At 75.6% G+C, this 16,906-nt stretch carries 15 protein-coding genes; 5 read left to right on the forward strand and 10 right to left on the reverse strand.

What is annotated here, in order from left to right:
* Positions 1-92: 92 nt before the first annotated feature.
* Together KSE_RS01155 and KSE_RS01160 are read right to left on the reverse strand one after the other, a co-directional pair.
* Positions 93-626, reverse strand: a complete 534-nt coding sequence (locus KSE_RS01155; RefSeq protein WP_014133410.1) for a hypothetical protein — start codon at positions 624-626, stop codon at positions 93-95.
* A gap of 163 nt (positions 627-789) precedes the next feature.
* Positions 790-1,224, reverse strand: coding sequence for an FAD-dependent oxidoreductase (locus tag KSE_RS01160; protein ID WP_407927465.1), 435 nt, complete (start codon positions 1,222-1,224; stop codon positions 790-792).
* 432 nt (positions 1,225-1,656) lie between these two features.
* Between KSE_RS01160 and KSE_RS01165 the strand changes: the two genes are divergently transcribed.
* Positions 1,657-3,948, forward strand: a complete 2,292-nt coding sequence (locus tag KSE_RS01165) for an FdhF/YdeP family oxidoreductase (RefSeq protein ID WP_014133412.1) — start codon at positions 1,657-1,659, stop codon at positions 3,946-3,948.
* 41 nt (positions 3,949-3,989) lie between these two features.
* Here KSE_RS01165 and KSE_RS01170 read toward each other — a convergent pair whose 3' ends face one another.
* Complete coding sequence (locus tag KSE_RS01170) at positions 3,990-4,631, reverse strand: GNAT family N-acetyltransferase (RefSeq protein WP_014133413.1); 642 nt, start codon at positions 4,629-4,631, stop codon at positions 3,990-3,992.
* Between the two features lie 251 nt (positions 4,632-4,882).
* On the opposite strand from KSE_RS01170, the gene KSE_RS01175 reads away from it, so the two are divergent.
* A complete protein-coding gene (locus KSE_RS01175) occupies positions 4,883-5,995 on the forward strand; it encodes a phytanoyl-CoA dioxygenase family protein (RefSeq protein WP_014133414.1) in 1,113 nt (370 codons plus the stop codon).
* Positions 5,996-6,026: 31 nt separating this feature from the next.
* On the opposite strand, the gene KSE_RS01180 is transcribed toward KSE_RS01175, so the two are convergent.
* The 5 genes from KSE_RS01180 to KSE_RS01200 all read right to left on the reverse strand — a co-directional run bounded on the left by KSE_RS01180 (position 6,027) and on the right by KSE_RS01200 (position 11,560).
* Positions 6,027-7,043: an LLM class flavin-dependent oxidoreductase gene (locus tag KSE_RS01180; protein ID WP_014133415.1), complete on the reverse strand. Its 1,017-nt coding sequence runs from the start codon at positions 7,041-7,043 to the stop codon at positions 6,027-6,029.
* A gap of 62 nt (positions 7,044-7,105) precedes the next feature.
* Entirely contained in the window at positions 7,106-8,305 is a 1,200-nt protein-coding gene (locus KSE_RS01185) for an MFS transporter (RefSeq protein ID WP_014133416.1), read from the reverse strand.
* 188 nt (positions 8,306-8,493) lie between these two features.
* Complete coding sequence (locus KSE_RS01190) at positions 8,494-9,243, reverse strand: alpha-ketoglutarate-dependent dioxygenase AlkB family protein (protein ID WP_014133417.1); 750 nt, start codon at positions 9,241-9,243, stop codon at positions 8,494-8,496.
* 4 nt (positions 9,244-9,247) lie between these two features.
* Positions 9,248-10,492, reverse strand: coding sequence for a hypothetical protein (locus KSE_RS01195; protein WP_014133418.1), 1,245 nt, complete (start codon positions 10,490-10,492; stop codon positions 9,248-9,250).
* A gap of 42 nt (positions 10,493-10,534) precedes the next feature.
* Complete coding sequence (locus KSE_RS01200; protein WP_014133419.1) at positions 10,535-11,560, reverse strand: LacI family DNA-binding transcriptional regulator; 1,026 nt, start codon at positions 11,558-11,560, stop codon at positions 10,535-10,537.
* 319 nt (positions 11,561-11,879) lie between these two features.
* On the opposite strand from KSE_RS01200, the gene KSE_RS01205 reads away from it, so the two are divergent.
* Both KSE_RS01205 and KSE_RS01210 read left to right on the forward strand, forming a co-directional pair.
* On the forward strand, positions 11,880-12,965 hold the full coding sequence (locus tag KSE_RS01205) for an alkene reductase (RefSeq protein ID WP_014133420.1): 1,086 nt from the start codon (positions 11,880-11,882) through the stop codon (positions 12,963-12,965).
* Positions 12,966-13,056: 91 nt separating this feature from the next.
* The gene (locus tag KSE_RS01210) at positions 13,057-13,872 is read left to right on the forward strand and encodes an aminotransferase class IV (RefSeq protein ID WP_014133421.1); all 816 of its coding nucleotides are present in this window, start codon (positions 13,057-13,059) and stop codon (positions 13,870-13,872) included.
* Positions 13,873-13,907: 35 nt separating this feature from the next.
* On the opposite strand, the gene KSE_RS41890 is transcribed toward KSE_RS01210, so the two are convergent.
* Together KSE_RS41890 and KSE_RS45550 are read right to left on the reverse strand one after the other, a co-directional pair.
* Complete coding sequence (locus KSE_RS41890) at positions 13,908-14,090, reverse strand: hypothetical protein (RefSeq protein WP_148283046.1); 183 nt, start codon at positions 14,088-14,090, stop codon at positions 13,908-13,910.
* Positions 14,091-14,117: 27 nt separating this feature from the next.
* Positions 14,118-15,989, reverse strand: coding sequence for an FUSC family protein (locus tag KSE_RS45550; protein WP_014133422.1), 1,872 nt, complete (start codon positions 15,987-15,989; stop codon positions 14,118-14,120).
* A 250-nt stretch (positions 15,990-16,239) separates the two neighbouring features.
* Here KSE_RS45550 and KSE_RS01220 point away from each other — a divergent pair, with 250 nt between their 5' ends.
* Complete coding sequence (locus KSE_RS01220; protein WP_014133423.1) at positions 16,240-16,848, forward strand: GNAT family N-acetyltransferase; 609 nt, start codon at positions 16,240-16,242, stop codon at positions 16,846-16,848.
* The last annotated feature ends 58 nt before the right edge of the window (positions 16,849-16,906 follow it).

The raw sequence follows: 16,906 nt of genomic DNA on the forward strand, positions 1-16,906 counted from the left end.
GCAGCCCCGGAGTCGCGTCCGGCCCCCGCCCGCCCCGACCCCCGCCACCGGGCGGGTGGTCGGGGCGGGCGGGGGCCGGATCGCGGGGACGGTCAGGTGAGGTTCTGGATGGTCAGCGAGAGCGTGCCGCTGGAGTCGCGCAGGCCCTCCGGGGTCAGGCACTTGGTCAGGGCGAGGGAGTCCGGGGTCAGTTCGAGGACCTCGACGACGGTGCCGCCCGTGTACTTGCCGGAGAGGACCTGGCCGTAGGAGGTGGCGACGGTCTGGCCGAGGGGCTTGAGGTCGGCGGGCGTGTTCAGGCCGATCCTGCTGGTCTCACCGGTGTTCCAGGTCAGGGTGAGCTCGCTGTAGAACGAGGCCGCGGTGCACGAGCCCGGGCCGCCTCCCTCGATGTGGAAGGCCCCCGAGGTGATTCCGTCGCCGTGGGTGGAGGCGCACGTCCCGAGGGTGGCGTCGGCGGCGAAGGCGATCTGGCGGGTGGTCAGGGTGAGGCCGGGGGTGAAGGTCTGGGTCTGCTGGCCGCTACAGCTCACCGTGCCCGGCGCGGCGGAGGCGGAGCCGAGGCCCAGACCGAGCGAACCGGCGGCGAGCACGGCGGTGACGGCGAGGCGTGACAGTGTGCGCATCGTGTGTGTCCTGTCTTCGCAGGTGGATGTGCTGGGTGGTCACAGTCAACAGATCCGGATGTTCCCCCTCCAGTAGGACGGTCGGCTCCTTGCGTGGAAACGTTGAAACGCCCGTGCCGCCGGGTCCGGTCCGGGTCTCGCGCTCGGACCCGGGCGGGGGGGGTCAGGCGCCGATGGCGGTGAGGACCTCCGCGGCGGCGCGGGCGCCTTCGACGGCGCCGCCGTTCATGTAGCCCTGGTAGTCGTAGGAGCAGTGCTCGCCGGCGAAGTGCAGGTTGCCCTGAGCGGTGCCCTCGTAGCCGGCGTAGCCGGTGAGGTAGCCGACCGGCCAGTAGGAGTAGGCGCCGTACGAGTACGGGTTGAGGTGCCAGGCGGAGAGGGTGGCGCGGCCGTTCCAGGCGGCCCTGGTGCCGGGCCAGACGGTGTCGATCTGGGCGAGGTGGCGGTCGGCGAGGTCGCGGGTGTAGGCGCTGGAGGCATCGGTGAAGGGGGCGGGCGGGGTGAGGTCGACGTGCTGCTGGAGGATCGGCAGCGGGACGGCGAGGATGGTGTGGTCGGCGGTGACGGTGCGGGTGCCGCCGCCGATGATGACCGGCAGGTTGCCGGTCATCGCGGTGATGGGCGCGGCGGTCGCCAGCGCCATGAAGATCACGCCGACCAGGCCGACGGAGCCGGCCTTCAGGCGGTGGACGGGCGGCTGCCCGTGGGTCTCGGTGGACTGCTCGACGACGGACAAGGGCTGCTCCAGGAAGGGTCTGCGAGGGGGTCGGGTTCCGCACGGGGCGGAGTCGGCCCAGTGTGGGGCAGGTCACAGTCGGGGCGGAGGGTGCAGCGTGTACCGGGGAGTGTTACGTGATTGACGGCCTGTCAATTGCCTTCCGTCACACGACCGCCGCCGACCGGGCCCGGGCGTCCGGCGCGGCTCGCGGGCGAACGGCCGGGCGGTGGGCACGATGGGGGTGCCGTTGCCGTGGGGAAGTGCCCGAGAGCCGGGAGGCGTGCCGTGACCGCTGCCGAAGAGGAACCGCAGGTGGAGCCGAGCGTCGGGGCGGAGCCGTCGGCGCCGCCGTCGTTCGAGCCGTACCGGCATCCGGCGGCGGGGTGGGGGGCCGCGAAGAGCGTGGCGAAGGTGCTGGCGGCGACCGGGGAGTGGGTGGAGGGGCCGCGGGCGGTCCTGCGGATGAACCACGAGAACGGGGGCTTCGACTGTCCGGGCTGTGCCTGGCCGGACGACTACAAGGGCCTGCACCTGGACATCTGCGAGAACGGGATCAAGCACGTCACCTGGGAGATGACGGGCAAGCGGGTCGGCCGGGAGTTCTTCGCGGCGCACACCGTCACCGAGCTGTCGGGGTGGAGCGACTTCGCGCTGGAGGACCAGGGGCGGCTGACCGAGCCGATGGTCTACGACCCGGACACCGACCGGTACCTGCCGATCGACTGGCAGCGGGCGTTCGACCTGTTCGGCGAGGTGGTGCGCGGTCTGGACGACCCGAACGAGGCGGCGTTCTACACCTCGGGGCGGCTCGGCAACGAGGCGACGTTCCTGTACCAGCTGCTGGCCCGGGAGTTGGGCACCAACAACCTGCCGGACTGTTCGAACATGTGCCACGAGGCGTCCGGCCGGGCGCTGACGGCCTCGCTCGGGACCGGCAAGGGGACGGCCGACCTGCGGGACTGGGAGGCGGCGGACGCGCTGTTCGTCCTGGGCGTGAACGCGGCGTCCAACGCGCCGCGGATGCTGACGGCGCTGGCCGACGCGACCCGGCGCGGGGCGCGGGTGGTGCACGTGAACCCGCTGGTGGAGGCGGCGGCGACCCGCACCATCGTGCCGCACGAGTTCGCGAACATGGCGCTGGGGCGGGCGACGTCCACCTCCGCGCTGAACCTGCAGGTGCGGATCGGCGGCGACCTGGCGCTGCTGCGCGGCATCGCGAAGGCGGTGCTGGAGCAGTCGGCGCACGACCCGGGGGCGCTGGACGAGGAGTTCATCGAGCGGCACACCACCGGTTTCGCGGCGTACCGGAAGCTGGTGGAGCAGACGCCCTGGGAGGAGTTGGAGCGGCAGAGCGGCCTGAGCCGGCCGCAGCTGCTGCGGGCGGCCCGGGTGTACCGGGAGGCGGACCGGTCGATCTTCTCCTGGTGCCTGGGCGTCACCCAGCACGAGCACGGGGTGGACACCGTCCGGGAGATCGTCAACGTGCTGCTGCTGCGCGGCAACCTGGGCCGGGAGGGGGCCGGCCCGTCGCCGGTGCGCGGGCACTCGAACGTGCAGGGGAACCGGACCTGCGGGATCGACCACCGTCCGGCGCCGGAGTTCCTGGACCGGCTCTCCGAGGTCTGCGGCATCGACGCGCCGCGCGCGCACGGGCTGGACACCGTCGGGGTGATCGGGGCGATGGCGCGCGGCGAGGTGAAGGTGTTCGTCGGGATGGGCGGCAACTTCGCGCTGGCCGTGCCGGACACCGCCTACACGTACGAGGCGCTGTCGCGCTGCGAGTTGACGGTGCACGTGTCGACCAAGCTGAACCGCAGCCATCTGGTGCACGGGCGGCGGGCGCTGATCCTGCCCTGCCTGGGGCGCACCGAGCAGGACCGGCAGCGCGGCGGGGTGCAGGCCACCTCGGTGGAGGACTCGATGAGCATGGTGCACCTGTCGGTGGGCATGCGGAAGAAGCCCGCGTCCCGGCAGCTGCTCTCCGAACCGGCCATCGTCGCCGGGCTGGCCCGGGCGGCGCTGCCGGGCAGCGCGACGCCGTGGGAGTGGTACGTCGAGGACTACGACCGGATCCGCGACACCATGGCGAAGGTGCTGGACGGCTTCGAGGACTTCAACCGGCGGGTCCGGCTGCCGCTGGGCTTCCGGATCCGCCAGCCCGCCCGCGAGCTGGTCTTCCTCACCCCGTCCGGCCGGGCCGAGTTCTCGGCCGCCCCGCTGCCGGACGTCATCCCGGCGCCCGGCACGCTGGTGCTCGGCACGATGCGCTCGCACGACCAGTGGAACACCACGATCTACTCCGACAACGACCGCTACCGGGGCGTGCGGAACCTGCGCACCCTGGTCTTCATGAACCGCCAGGACATGCGCGAGCGCCACCTCGACGAGTTCTCCCCCGTCGACGTCACCGCCACCGCCCGCGACGGCTCCACCCGTTCGCTGTACGGCTACCTCGCCGTCCCGTACGACCTGCCGCGCGGCTGCGCGGCCGGCTACATGCCGGAGATGAACGTGCTGTGCGCGATCGGCGACTACAGCGCGCAGAGCGACCAACCGATCATGAAGCACCTGAAGGTGACGATCACCGCCGCCGCCCGCGCCTGACCGACCCGCGGTCGCGGTCGAGCGGCGGCGGGCCGGGTCGTTCAGTTGCCGAAGAGCTCGGCGCAGGCGTCCACGCCGGTCAGCCGGGTCTCGGTGCGGGCGGTGGCGTCCCACTGTTCGCGGGTGAGGCGGAAGCGCAGGGTGGTGGCGGGTTCGCCGTGGCGGGTGTCGCGCTCGATGCCGTCGGGGCGGTAGCCGAGGCGGCGGGAGACGGCGATGGACGGGGCGTTGTCGGCGAAGGAGTGGGAGGTGGCGTCGGTGGCGCCGAGGCCGGCGAAGACCAGGTGGAGCATGGCGGCGCGGGCCTCCGTGCCGAGGCCCCGGCCCTGGTGCGGGAGGGCCAGCCAGGAGCCGGAGAGGATCTCGCGGCGCAGCGCGAACTCCTTGGCCCGGACGGACTGGACGCCGACCGGCCGGCCGTCGGCGAAGACGGCCAGCGGCAGGTTCCAGTCCTCGGGGCTCCACTGGGCGAGCGCCCGCCAGTGCGCGCGCAGGACGGCGCGGGCGCGTTCGGCGGGCGCGGCGTAGGCCCACTCGGAGCGGAACGGGCGGGTGCCGGGGACGACGACGCCGGCGGCGGCGAGGTCGGCGAGGGCGTGCAGTTCGGGTTCGGTGGGCAGGCGCAGTTCGAGGCGCCCGGTGCGGGCGGTCAGGTCGGGCAGCGGCCAGTGGGGGGTGGGCATCGGCCCAGTGTGCCGGGCCCGGGGCGTCCAGGGCCATGGGTGGCACGGACTTCCGGGGCCCGGACGCGCGCGGGGGCCCGGATACGCGCAGGGGGCCGGGGCGGGCTTGACCGGCCGCCAGGTCCGGTTGCCGGTCAGGAACTTGACAAGACGTTTTGGTCTGAACCAATCTGACGCCATCGGAGCGGCTGCGGCGACCGGTTCGCCGCCGGGCTGTCGGCCACCCGCTCCCGCCCTGGAGGGCCGCCCCCATGATCTCCGTGTCGCCCCGCCGCGCCCACCTCTACCGGGCCGCCGGCGACCACCCGTACTTCAGCGGCGACGGCGAGACGTACCTCGCCCAGCACACCCTGCGCGAACTCACCAAGTCCCGCCCGCTGCGGGTGCTCTCCGAGGAGGACTTCGCGCACTGGCAGACCTACGGCTACGTCGTCGTGCGCGAGGCGGTGCCCGCCGAGCACGCCCGCCGGCTGCTCGACTTCGCCTGGCAGTTCCAGGGCCTGGACCCGCTCGACCCGGCGGGCTGGTTCGTCGACCGGCCGTTCCGCTCCGAGCTGGACCGGCGGCTGCACGTCTACGGCTTCGTCGAGGCGTACCACCACCAACTGCTCTGGGACAGCCGGCAGGACCAGCGGGTCTACGACGCCTTCGTGGACGTCTGGGACTGCGAGGAGCTGTGGGTCACCCTCGACCGGCTCAACCTCAACCCGCCCAACCGCGGCAGCCGCGACCGCGCCCTGGTCGACCCCGCCGAGCGCGGCACCGAGGTCCGCCTGCACTGGGACATCGACACCTCGCTCGGCGTCCCCCCGCAGCGGGTGCAGGGCATCATCGCGCTCAACGAGACCGCGCCGGAGACCGGCGGCTTCCACTGCAGCCCCGAGCTCTTCCGCCGTTTCGACGCCTGGCGGCTCGCCCAGCCCGCCGACCGCGACCCCCGCCGCCCCGACCTCGACCGGGCCGAACTCCCGGTGGTCCGACCCGAGCTGCACCCCGGCGACCTGCTGATCTGGAACGGCCTGCTGGCCCACGGCGTCGCCCGCAACCTCTCCGAGCAGGGCGTGCGCGCCGTCCAGTACCTCTCGATGATGCCCGCCCTGGAGGAGCACGAGCGGCTGCGCGAGTCCCGCGTCGACTCCTGGCGCCACCTGCGCACCCCGCACTGGAACCGCACCCTGGTCGGCGACCCGGTCCTGCACGAGTCGAAGCGCTACCCCACCGCCCGGCTCACCGAACTCGGCCGCAAGCTGCTCGGCCTCGACTCCTGGTACGAACCCGTCGACCTCTCCGCCCAGGCCGCGTCCTGGCTCGACCGCCCCGGCCCGGGCACCGGCCCGGTGGTGGACTCCGGGGGCCTCCGGTGAGTCCGGGCGGCCCCGGGCGGCGGAGGGCCGGCTACTCGTCCCCGCCCGGCAGGGCCCGGGCCAGCGACTCCAGTGCGCCGAGGGGATCCGCCCCGACCGGGGTGAGGACCACGCTGGTCGCGCCGGCCGCCCAGCGGGCCGCGATCGCGGCGCGGGCCTGCGCGGGCGTCCCCGCGACGGCGAGTTCGCGGACCCACGCGGCGGGCATCGTCCGGGCGGACTCCGCGCCGTCCGCGCTCGCGGCCCGGTGGGCGCGGAACTCCGCCGCGAACGGCAGCGGCGCGAGGTGCGGCGCCCAGTCGGGCTCGCCGATCGCGGCCAGCCCGGCCCTGACCCGTTCGACGGCGGCGTCCCCGTCCTCGTCGACGGCCGCGACGTCGTACGTGACCACCTCGGCGCCGGCCCGGCCGAGCCGCCGCAGCGAGGCGGCCACGTAGGCGGGCGGGGCGGGTTCGGCGAGCAGCAGGCCGTCGGCGCTCTCGCCCGCCAGCGCCTGCGACTTCGGGCCGCGGACGCCCAGCAGCACGGGGGGCGCCGTCTCGGGGGTCTCGGTGAGCCGGACGCCCGCGCAGCGCACGTACCGCCCGTCGGCGGGCGCCGGCTCGCCGCGCAGCAGGGCGCGCAGCGCGGTGGCGTACTCGCGCAGCAGGGTGAGCGGGCTGGCCGGCCAGCCGCCGCCCGCCTCCTCCATCCAGGCGCGCATGCCGTGGCCGATGCCGGCGGTGAGGCGGCCGGGGTGGAGCTGGGCGAGGGTGGCGAGCTCCATCGCGGCGAAGCAGACGTTCCGGGCGCCGGCCGGCAGGATGCCGATGCCGACGGTGATCCGCCGGGTCGCGGCGAGCACGCTCGCGGCCTGGGCGACGCCGCCGCGCCAGCCGAGGTCCTCGACCACCCACAGCTCGTCGAAGCCCAGCTCCTCGGCCCGGCGCGCGTACGGCAGGAGCTGCCGCACGGGCAGGTCGCGGGGCAGCAGCACGCCGACCCGGCCGGACGGGACACTCGGCTGCGCGGGCTGCACGCTCTGTACGGTCTGCGCGGTCTGCGTCATGGGGAAGCGCTCCTGTGTGTGTGGGGGGGGGGGAAGGTGGGGACGGGTCGGCCGGGCGTCGCTCAGCCCGCCGCGACCGGGCGCTCCAGCGCGGCCGGGTGGTCGGCGACGGGCAGCTCGCGGCGGCGGTCCGCCGTCCAGGAGAGCGCGGCGATCACGAAGCCGATCAGCGACAGACCCGCGCCGACCAGCGAGGGCGAGGTGAAGCCGTACCCGGCGTCGATGGCCAGGCCGCCGAGCCAGGCGCCCATCGCGTTGGCCAGGTTGAAGGCGCCCTGCAAGGTCGCGGAGGCGAGCGTGGGGGCGGTGCGGGCCTTGCTGATCACCAGGGTCTGCACGGTCGGGACGGTCGCGAAGCCGGCCAGGCCGATCAGCACCACCGTCGCGGCGGCGGCCCAGCGCTCGTGCGCGGTGACCGCGAACAGGCCGAGCGCGCCGGTCATCGCCAGGAACGCGGCGCAGATCGACGGGCGCAGCGCCCGGTCGGCCGCGTAGCCGCCGATCGCGTTGCCGAGGGTCATGCCGACGCCGAACAGGGCGAGCACCCAGGTGACGGAGCCCTCGGCGAAGCCGGCCACCTCGGTGAGGGCGGGGGTGATGTAGGTGTAGCAGGCGAACAGTCCGGCGCAGCCGAACACGACGGTGGCCAGGGCGAGCCAGAGCTGTCCGCTGCGGAAGGTGGCGAGTTCGCTGCGCAGTCCGGCGCCGGGGTGGCTGGGCAGTCGCGGGACGAGGCGGGCGATGGCGGCGGCGCCGAGCAGGCCGGTGGCGACCACCACGAGCATCGCGGCGCGCCAGCCGAGGTGCTGGCCGAGCAGGGTCGCGGCGGGCACGCCGAGGATGTTGGCGACCGTCAGGCCGGAGAACATCACCGAGACGGCGCGGGCCCGCAGGTGCGGGGCGACCAGTTCGGCGGCGGCGACCGCCCCGGCGCCGAAGAACGCGCCGTGCGGCAGGCCGGTGATCAGCCGGGCGACGGCGAGGAAGGCGAAGTTCGGGGCGAGGGCGCACAGCAGGTTGCCGAGGGTGAACAGGCCGGCCAGGCCGATCAGCACGGTCTTGCGCGGCAGTTTCGCGGCGACGGCGGTGAGCAGCGGCGCCCCGATCACCACGCCCAGCGCGTACAGCGAGATCAGCCAGCCGGTCTGCGGGATGGTCCGGTCCAGGTCGCCGGCGATCTGCGGCAGCAGGCCCATCGCGGAGAACTCGGTGGTGCCGATCGCGAAGGCGGTCACGGCGAGGGCGACGAGCGCCAGTGGCATGCGGGTACTCCCGTCGGGGCGGTGGCGTGGTGGGCGTGGTGGGCGTGGTGGGCGTGGTGGGCGCACCGATCCGCCGCCGCCCCCGATGTCAACGTTGTCAGTGCGGGCCGAGTCTATCCGCGCGGATGACGGGCTCGAACCGGCGGGTGGGCCGGGCAGCGGGCCGACGGGCGGCTCGGGGCGGCGGCTCAGACCGGCGGCAGCAGGTCGCTCGCGCTGACGGTGTAGGACAGCGGCGGGTAGCGGAAGTCCGGTTCCGCGTTCTCCCGGCGCCGCAGCCGGTGGAACTCGCGCTGCTGCTCCTCGGTGGCGGCGGTCAGTTCGCCGTGCGGGAGGTGCGCCCGGCCGTCGCGGTGGCGCAGCCGGGTGCGGGAGGTCCGGTAGGTCACCCCGAGCCACTCGTCGTCGGCCGCCCGGGCGGGCGGCTCCAGCAGGATCCGGTGCCGCATCCGCCGGTTGGCCTCGACCGAGAACACCACCACGCCGTGCTGGACCAGCGGGACGGCCGTCCGCTCCCCCGGCTGCCCCTCCTTCGGTTCGAGGACCAGCGTCCTGGTGGCCCCGGCGCCTCCGTTCCGGTAGCAGGAGAAGACGGCGATGGACGAGCCCTCGGCCAGGTCGAGCGCCAGGTCGGAGTGCGCGCCCATCCGGGTGTAGGCGCGGGTGTAGACCTCGGCCAGCGCGTTGTCGAACTCCTCGCCGGGGCCCGCGAGTTCGCGGATCCGGTCGGCCAGCCGGGCGTGTACCGGCCGGAAGCGCTGCGCCGGTTGCGCGTACCGGGCGGTGGTGCGCACCAGCGGCACCCGCCCGTCCGCCCCCGGCCGGACCAGCACGGCGGCCCGGCGGCCCGGGCCGACCTCCTCCCAGCGGGTGGCGGCGGCGAGTTCGGCGAACAGGTCCCGGCCGGACGGCAGGTGGTGGGTGCGGACGCCGTCCACCGGGTCAGATCCTCGGGGCGGTGTAGTCGCCGGCGTTCATGCTGAACGGGAACCGGCCGCCGTAGTCGACGGGGGCGGTGCTGCGGTTCTCCTCCGCGTACAGCCGGCGCAGCTCGTCCATGCCGTCCTGGGTGGGCGGTCGCAGTTCGGCCGGGCCGGCGGGCGTCTTGAGGTAGGTGCGGCCGTCGCGGTGGACGGCCTCGGCGGCCGAGCAGCGGACCACGTAGCCGAGGCGGGTGGGCAGCAGGTCGGCGGGCAGCGCGGAGGGGCGGATCTCGTGCGTGTGGCGGCGGTTGGTGGAGAGCGGCACCAGCAGCACCGAGCCGGGGTGCAGCGTGACGGTGAACCCGCCGCCGGCCGTCCCCGCCGCGGGCTCCTCCTTGGGGCGGAAGCGCAGCCTGGTCAGCGCGCTGACGCCGCGCACGCCGAGGTCGTACGGGTCCTCGGCGAGCGGCAGCAGGCCCTCGGTGCGGTCGTAGAAGGTGCAGAAGGCCAGGACGCCGTTGGCGGGCATGTCCTTGGTCTTGTCGGCGTGGGCGGAGATCCTGGCCTTGGCCTGCTTGCGCTCCGCCGTGGCGCGGGTGTTGCGGTAGACCTGCGCGAGGACGTGGTTCAGCGGCGCGTGGCCGCGGAGGACGGCGGCGGCCTCGCGGTTGAGGGCGTCGACGATGCGGGTGTCGGTGGCGCGGAAGCCCTCGGTGGGGCCGGAGAGGTTGGTGGAGCAGCGCAGCAGGCGGAAGTGCAGGTCGTCGCCGTCCCGGGTGACGGGGGTCAGGTAGATGCCGCTGCGGTGGGCGCTGCCGGGCTTGGTGGACTCGGTCAGCGACTGGAAGGCGTGTTCGGCGCGGATCCGCCCGTAGTGGTCGTCGGCGGGGTCGAAGAAGCGCCGGTAGTAAACGCCGGCGCCGTCGCCCACCCGCAGCGGCACCCGGCCGGGGCCGATCACCGCCCGGGGCGGCCCGCCGGGCCCGGCGGGGTCACCGGGGTCGCCGGGTTCGTCGGACTCCCGTACCGCGTAGACGCGTTCGGCGGCGCGCAGCGACTTCTCGGCCGCCTCGGCCGCCTCGGCCGCTTCGGCGCCGTGGAGGTAGACGGTCCGGCCGGTCAGGTCGGGCGGGTCGGCGGCGAGCCGCTCCGGGGTGAGGACCGTGCCGAGGAACCGGCGGACCGTCTCGTCCTCCCGCAGCCGGGCCGGTGCGATCAGGAGGTGGCCGGCGTCCGCGATCCCGGCCTCTGCCACGTGCTGCACGTTCTTTCCTCTTCCCGTTCCGGTTTCCTGGTGGCGGCCGGTTCAGGCCGAGTCCCGCACCACCAGCTGCGGTTCGAAGACGACCACCGGGCGGGCCACCGGTTCGCCGTTGATCCGGGCGATCAGCATCCGGGTCATCTCGCGGCCCATCCGTTCCAGCGGCTGGTGGACGGAGGTGAGCGGCGGGTCGGTGTGGCCGGCGATCGGCGAGTCGTCGAAGCCGATCACGGCCACGTCCTCGGGGATCCGGCGGCCGTGCTCCTTCAGGACCCGGATGGCGCCGATCGCCATGCTGTCGGAGGCCGCGAAGACGGCGTCGAGCTCCGGGTCGAGCTGGAGCAGGTCGGCCGTGGCGAGGACGCCGGAGTCGGCGGAGAAGTCGCCGTGGGCGACCGGACCGGGCGTCAGTCCGGCTTCGGCGAGGGCGTCCTGGAAGCCCTGGAGCCGCTGCACGCCCGCCCTGGTGTCCTGCGGGCCGGTGACGGTGGCGATCCGCCGCCGGCCCTGGCCGATCAGGTGGCGGACGGCGCGGCGGGCGCCGTCGCGGTTGTCGACGTCGACGCAGTGGACGGGGTCGTAGCCGGTGGGCGCGCCGATCACCACGGTGGGGATGCCGCTGGCCTCCAGCCGGCGGGGCAGCGGGTCGTCGCCGCGCAGCGAGGTCAGCAGGACGCCGTCGACGTGCTGGGCCGTCAGGTAGCGCAGCAGCTGCTCCTCCTCGGGCTGCGACTGCGCGATGGCGAGCAGCAGTTGCAGGCCGGTGCCGGCGAGGCCGCGCTTGATGCCGCGCACCAGGACGGAGAAGTAGGGCTCGTCCCAGACCGCGTCCTCGGAGACGGCCATCACCAGGGCGACGGTGTCGGTGCGCCGCCGGACCAGGCCGCGGGCCAGGTTGTTGGGCACGTAGCCGAGTTCGGCGACCGCCCGGAGCACGGCCTCCCGGGCCTTGCCGCTGACCTTGTCCGACCCGTTGATCACCCGGGAGGCCGTGCCGCGCCCGACCCCCGCGTGCGCGGCGACCGCCTCCAGGGTCGGCCGCCGGTTCCCCGTCCCCGCGTCCCGCTGCACCTGCGCCCCCTCCGCCCGGTTCCCGCGCCGACGGGCCCGGGCGGGCGGTGGCGGCGCGCTGTTCGAAGTCTGCAGGTTACCGCCCCGGGGTGTCAGCGGGCCCGGAGTCGTCCGGGGACGGGATGCTCGGGCGCCTGCCGCCGGCCGGCCGTTCGCCCTCCCGTGCCCGCTTCGCTTACCGGGCCCAACACTCTTGCGGGGCAAGGGATGTGACGGTGGAAAAGATCAGGGAATCGCTTCTCTGTTCAGACCGGGATGGATAGCGTGGGCACCGCGCAGCCGCGTGACACGGCCCCCTCCACCCACAGGAGCAACGAGCATGTCGAAGGCCTTCGAGCCCTACGAGCTGGGCGGCAAGCGCCTGGCCAACCGTCTGGTGATGGCGCCGATGACCCGCGCCCGCGCCTACGGTGCCGGTCAGACGACGACTCCGTTGATGGCGGAGTACTACGCGCAGCGCGCTTCGGCCGGCCTGATCATCACCGAGGCGGCCCAGCCGTCCGTGATCGGCCAGGGCTACCCCGACACCCCGGGCATCCACACCGCCGAGCAGTCCGAGGCGTGGCGCCAGGTGACCGACGCGGTGCACGCGGCGGGCGGCGTGGTCTTCCTGCAGATCATGCACGTCGGCCGGGCCGGGCACGTGTCGATCGCCGGCCTGCAGCCGGTCGGCCCGTCCGCGGTCACCGCCGTCGGCCAGGTCTACACCGCCGCCGGCCCGCAGGAGCGGGACGTGCCGCGCGAGTTGACCGACGACGAGGTCCACGCCACCGTCGCCGACTTCGCCGCCGCCGCCCGGCACGCGATCGCGGCCGGCTTCGACGGCGTCGAGATCCACGGCGCCAACGGCTACCTGGTGCACCAGTTCCTGGCGCCGAACAGCAACCTGCGCACCGACGCGTGGGGCGGCAGCCCCGAGGCGCGGATCCGGTTCGCGGTGGAGACCGCCCGCGCCGTGGCCGAGGCCGTCGGCGGGGACAAGGTCGGCTTCCGCCTCTCGCCGGGCAACCCGCTCAACGACATCGACGAGTCGGACGCCGCCGAGACCGAGGCCACCTACACCGCGCTGGTCGAGGCCCTCGCGCCGCTGGGCCTGGCCTACCTGCACCAGATGGAGGCCGCCGGGCAGCGCGAGCTGACCGACAAGCTCCGCAAGAGCTGGCCGGGCACCTACATCCTCAACCCGTTCACCGGCGAGGCCCCCACCGGCCCGGACGAGCTCGCCCTGATCGAGGACGGCACCACCGACCTGCTCGCCTACGGCGCGATGTTCCTCGCCAACCCCGACCTGCCGGCCCGCCTCGCCCAGGGCGGCCCCTACAACGCGCCCGACTTCGCCACCCTGTTCGGCGGCGACGGCAAGGGCCTGACCGACTACCCCACGCTCGCGGAGGCCGGCGCCTGACCAGCGCCCCTGCCGCACCGGGCGGGCGGGGCGGGCAGTTCTCCGGGGCCGCCCGCCCCCGCCGCCACCGCCGTCTGGCAGCATCGCCCGCATGCTGAACGTGGAGATCAACGGACGGCCCGCAGGCGTCGAGGACGTCCACCGGATGACGACCTGGAACTACGGGCACTTCACCTCGCTCCAGGTCCGCGCCGGCGCCGTCCGCGGCCTGGACCTGCACCTGCGGCGGCTGGCCGACGCCTCGCGCGAACTGTTCGGCGACCTCCTCGGGACGGCCCCGGACGCGGATCCGGACGCGGCCGGGGACGACGGCGCCCGGATCCGCGCGCTGGTCCGCCGGGCGCTGGCCGGCCGGGCCGACGCCTCGGTCCGGGTGAGCGTCGTCCCGTCCGCCGGATCGCCGACCCGGACGGACCTGGTGGTCTCGGTCTCCGACCCCGTCCCCGACCTGCCCCGGCCCGCGCTGCGGGTCCGCACGGCGGTGTACGAGCGCGAACTGCCGCACCTGAAGCACGCCGCGACGCTCGGACTCACCCACCAGGCGCTGCCGGCCCGGCGGGCCGGCTACGACGACGTCCTGTTCGTCGGCCGGGACGGGCTGGTCCGCGAGGGCTCCACCTGGAACGCGGCGTTCTGGGACGGCGAACGGGTGCACTGGCCGGCCGCGCCCGTCCTGCCCGGCGTCACCATGCAACTGCTGCGGGCCGCGCTGACCGCCACCGGCGTCCCCTGGTCCGTCACCCCGCTGCCCGTCACCGGCCTGCCCGCGCTGCGGGCCGCCGCCGCCGTCAACTCGCACTGCCCGGCCCAGCCGCTGGCCGCCGTCGACGGCACCGCGCTCGCCGACCCCGAACTCGCCGCCCTGCTCACCACCGCCTGGGCCACCGTCCCCTGGCAACCCCTCTGACCCGCGCCGCCAACCGCGCTTCCGCCCACCCCGCCTCAGCCCGTCGCCAGCACCCGGATCCGCCGCACCTCGGCGGCCACCCCGTCCAGCTCCGGCGGCAGCCCCGCACTCGCCGACGGCACCACCGGGACCAGGCCGGGACGATCGAGGGCGTCAGCGGCGGCACCACGCTCGCCACCCTGCTCACCACCGCCTGGACCACCGTCCCCTGGCAGCACCGCCGGCACGCTTCCGCCCACCCCGCCTCAGCCCGTCGCCAGCACCCGGATCCGCCGCACCTCGGCGGCCACCCCGTCCAGCTCCGGCGGCAGCCCGGCACCCTCAAGCGACACCGCCGGGACCGGCCCGGGGCGGTCGAGGGCGTCGGCAGCGGCGGCCAGGGTGCGGGTGAGGGTGCGGGCGGCGGGGGTGGTGGGGGCGGGGGCGCCGTGGTCGCGTTCGACGGCGTACGCGGTGGCGGCGTCGGCGAGGCGTTCGGCGTGCACGGTCAGCCGCAGCCAGTCGGGTCCGGCCGGGCCGCCGGGGCGGAGTTCGGCGGCGGCGGTCTCGGCGGCGGCGCGGGCCTGCGCGAGGGTGCGGTAGGCGGTGCGGCGCAGTTCGGCGCGGTGCGCGGCCGTCCCGGCGGGCCCGGCGGGTTCGCTGCGCAGGACGTGGTCGAGGTAGCGCTGGGTGTGCCGCAGGGCGTGCGCGGCGCGCTGGCCGACCCGGGCCCGGGTGTCGGCGAGTCCGGGCAGGTGGCCCACCAGCAGGACCAGCGCGCAGGCCAGCGCGGTGTCGGCGAGCCGTCCGGGCGCGGCGCCCGGGTCGCCGCCGGCGGTGACGAACGCCAGCACGGTGACGGTGACGACGGCGGTCTGCGCGGCGAAGTGCCGCTGGGCGACGGGTATCAGCGCCCCGGTCGCGGCGACCGCGGCGACCGGCCACCACGCCCCGGGCAGGACGGGCGCGAGCGCGCCGACCAGCAGCACCCCGGCGACCGTCCCGGCGAACCGGTTGACCACCCGGGAGAACAGCGGCCCCAGGTCGGGCTTGACCAGGAACGCGGCGGTGACGGGCAGCCAGTACCAGTGCCCGGCCCGCAGCCCCAGCGCGAGTGCCGCGCTGGCCGCCACGCACACCCCCACCCGCAGCCCGTAGGCCCGTCCGGCCCGTCCCCACGGCCGCAGCCCGCGCCCGGCCGGGCCCCGGCCGCGCACCCCCAGCACCCAGCGGGCGAGCCGCCGCCGCGCGGCCGCCAGCAGCGGTCGCACCTCGTGGCCGCGGCCGTGTCCCCGCCCGTCCGGCAGGGGTGCCGACCGCTCGCCGAAGGCGAGGGCCGCGTGCAGGACGGCGCGGTCGAAGGCCGCCGTGGCGGGGCTCTCGGCGGCGGGCACCGGCAGCGGTCCGGGCAGCCGGTCGGCGCGGACGGCGGCGGCCAGTCGGCGGGGGCCGGCGGCGAGCCGGGCGGGCAGCGGGCGGGCGTCGCGGAGCAGGGCGACGCTCGCCTCGCAGAGGGCGGAGGCGGCGGCGAGCCGGGTGCGCAGGGTGTGGTCGTGGTCGGTGCGGAGCTGTTCGCCGGCCCGGTCGAGGGCGGCGGTGAGGCGGCGGCGGGCGGTCTCGGCGCGGTCGGTGCCGGTGGCGGCGAGGGCTTCGGCGAGGGCGTCGAAGACGTCCGCGACGGCCTGCCGTTCGACGTGCAACGGCCTTGGGTGGGTGGTGAGTTGGCGGAGCAGCAGGAGCCATCCGGCGCCGGCCAGGTAGCAGCCGGCCTTGGCCCAGCCGGGCAGCGGGACGGGCATGCCGCAGCCGAGCACGGTGAGCACCACGAGTTGGACGGCGGCCGCGGAGGCGATCGGCCCGGTGACGCTGATCGCGCCGCCGAGCAGGCCGACCGCGCCGAGCAGCGGGACCGCCCACCAGCCGCCGGCGGCGCCGATCAGCAGGCCGAGGGCGCCGGCCAGCGCGGGCAGCGCCTGCTGCAGGGTGCCGGTGCGCCGTCCGGCGGGGCGGTCGTTGACGCCCGCGAACATCGCGCCGAGCCCGGCCAGCACGCCCTCGGCGGGCCGTCCGGCGGCGACCGCGAGGCCGAGCGGCACCGCCATCCCGGCGGCGCCGCGGACGGTCGCCGCCCAGGGCACCGGTCCGCGCTGCCAGCGCAGCGGGTGGGTCAGCCAGGCGGGCCGCGCCTGCCGCCGGTCCGCCTGCCGGTCCGTACGCCTGCTGTTCGTGGGCCTGTTCGTGGGAACTCCTCACCTCGTGGCCGTCCGCCCCCCGACCGTAGCCGCGGCTCTTGTCGTCGCCGCTGCGCCCGCGTTACGCCCGGGTGACGGCCGCGATCGGCCGAAATCCGATGGACGCCCGGGCCGGCCGTCGGAGATCATCCGCCCCATGAGCACCTCCCCTCCCCCCGTCCCCTCCGCTCCCCCCGCTCCCGTCCTCCGGCCGGGCGACGTCCCGGAGCGCCTGGACGCCGAGGGGCTGGTGCTGCGCCGGTTCCGGGCCGAGGAGGCGGGGGTGCGGTACGCGGCGATCACGGCCTCGTTCGCGCACCTGCACCGGTGGATGGGGTGGGCGGCGCGGCTGCCGTCCGAGCGGGAGCACGCGCAGCGGTTCGCCCGGGCGCTGGCTTGGCCGGACGCCGGGGGCAGCTACTCCTTCGGCGTCTTCGCGGCCGACGACCGGGCGCTGCTCGGCATGGCGGGGCTGCACGACAACCTGGGCGGCGGCGCGGTGGAGATCGGCTACTGGTGCCACGCCGACCACCTCGGTCGGGGCGTGGCGACCCGGGCGGCCCGGGCGCTGACCGGGCTGCTGACCGGCCTGCCGACCGTGCGGCGGGTCGAGATCCACTGCGACGAGGCCAATCTGCGCAGCGCGGCGGTGGCCCGCCGGCTCGGCTACCGGCTGGACCGGATCGAGCCGGACGGCGTCCGGGCCCCGGCGGAGTCCGGCCGCGGCATGGTCTGGGTGGCGGACGGGCCCACCGGACCGGCCTGACGGGGGGCTTTCCCCGGGGCCCCAGCGGGAAAACCGCGTGCGCGGTCGCCGGGGCGCC

The sequence above is a fragment of the Kitasatospora setae KM-6054 genome, assembly GCF_000269985.1.
GTDB lineage: Bacteria > Actinomycetota > Actinomycetes > Streptomycetales > Streptomycetaceae > Kitasatospora > Kitasatospora setae.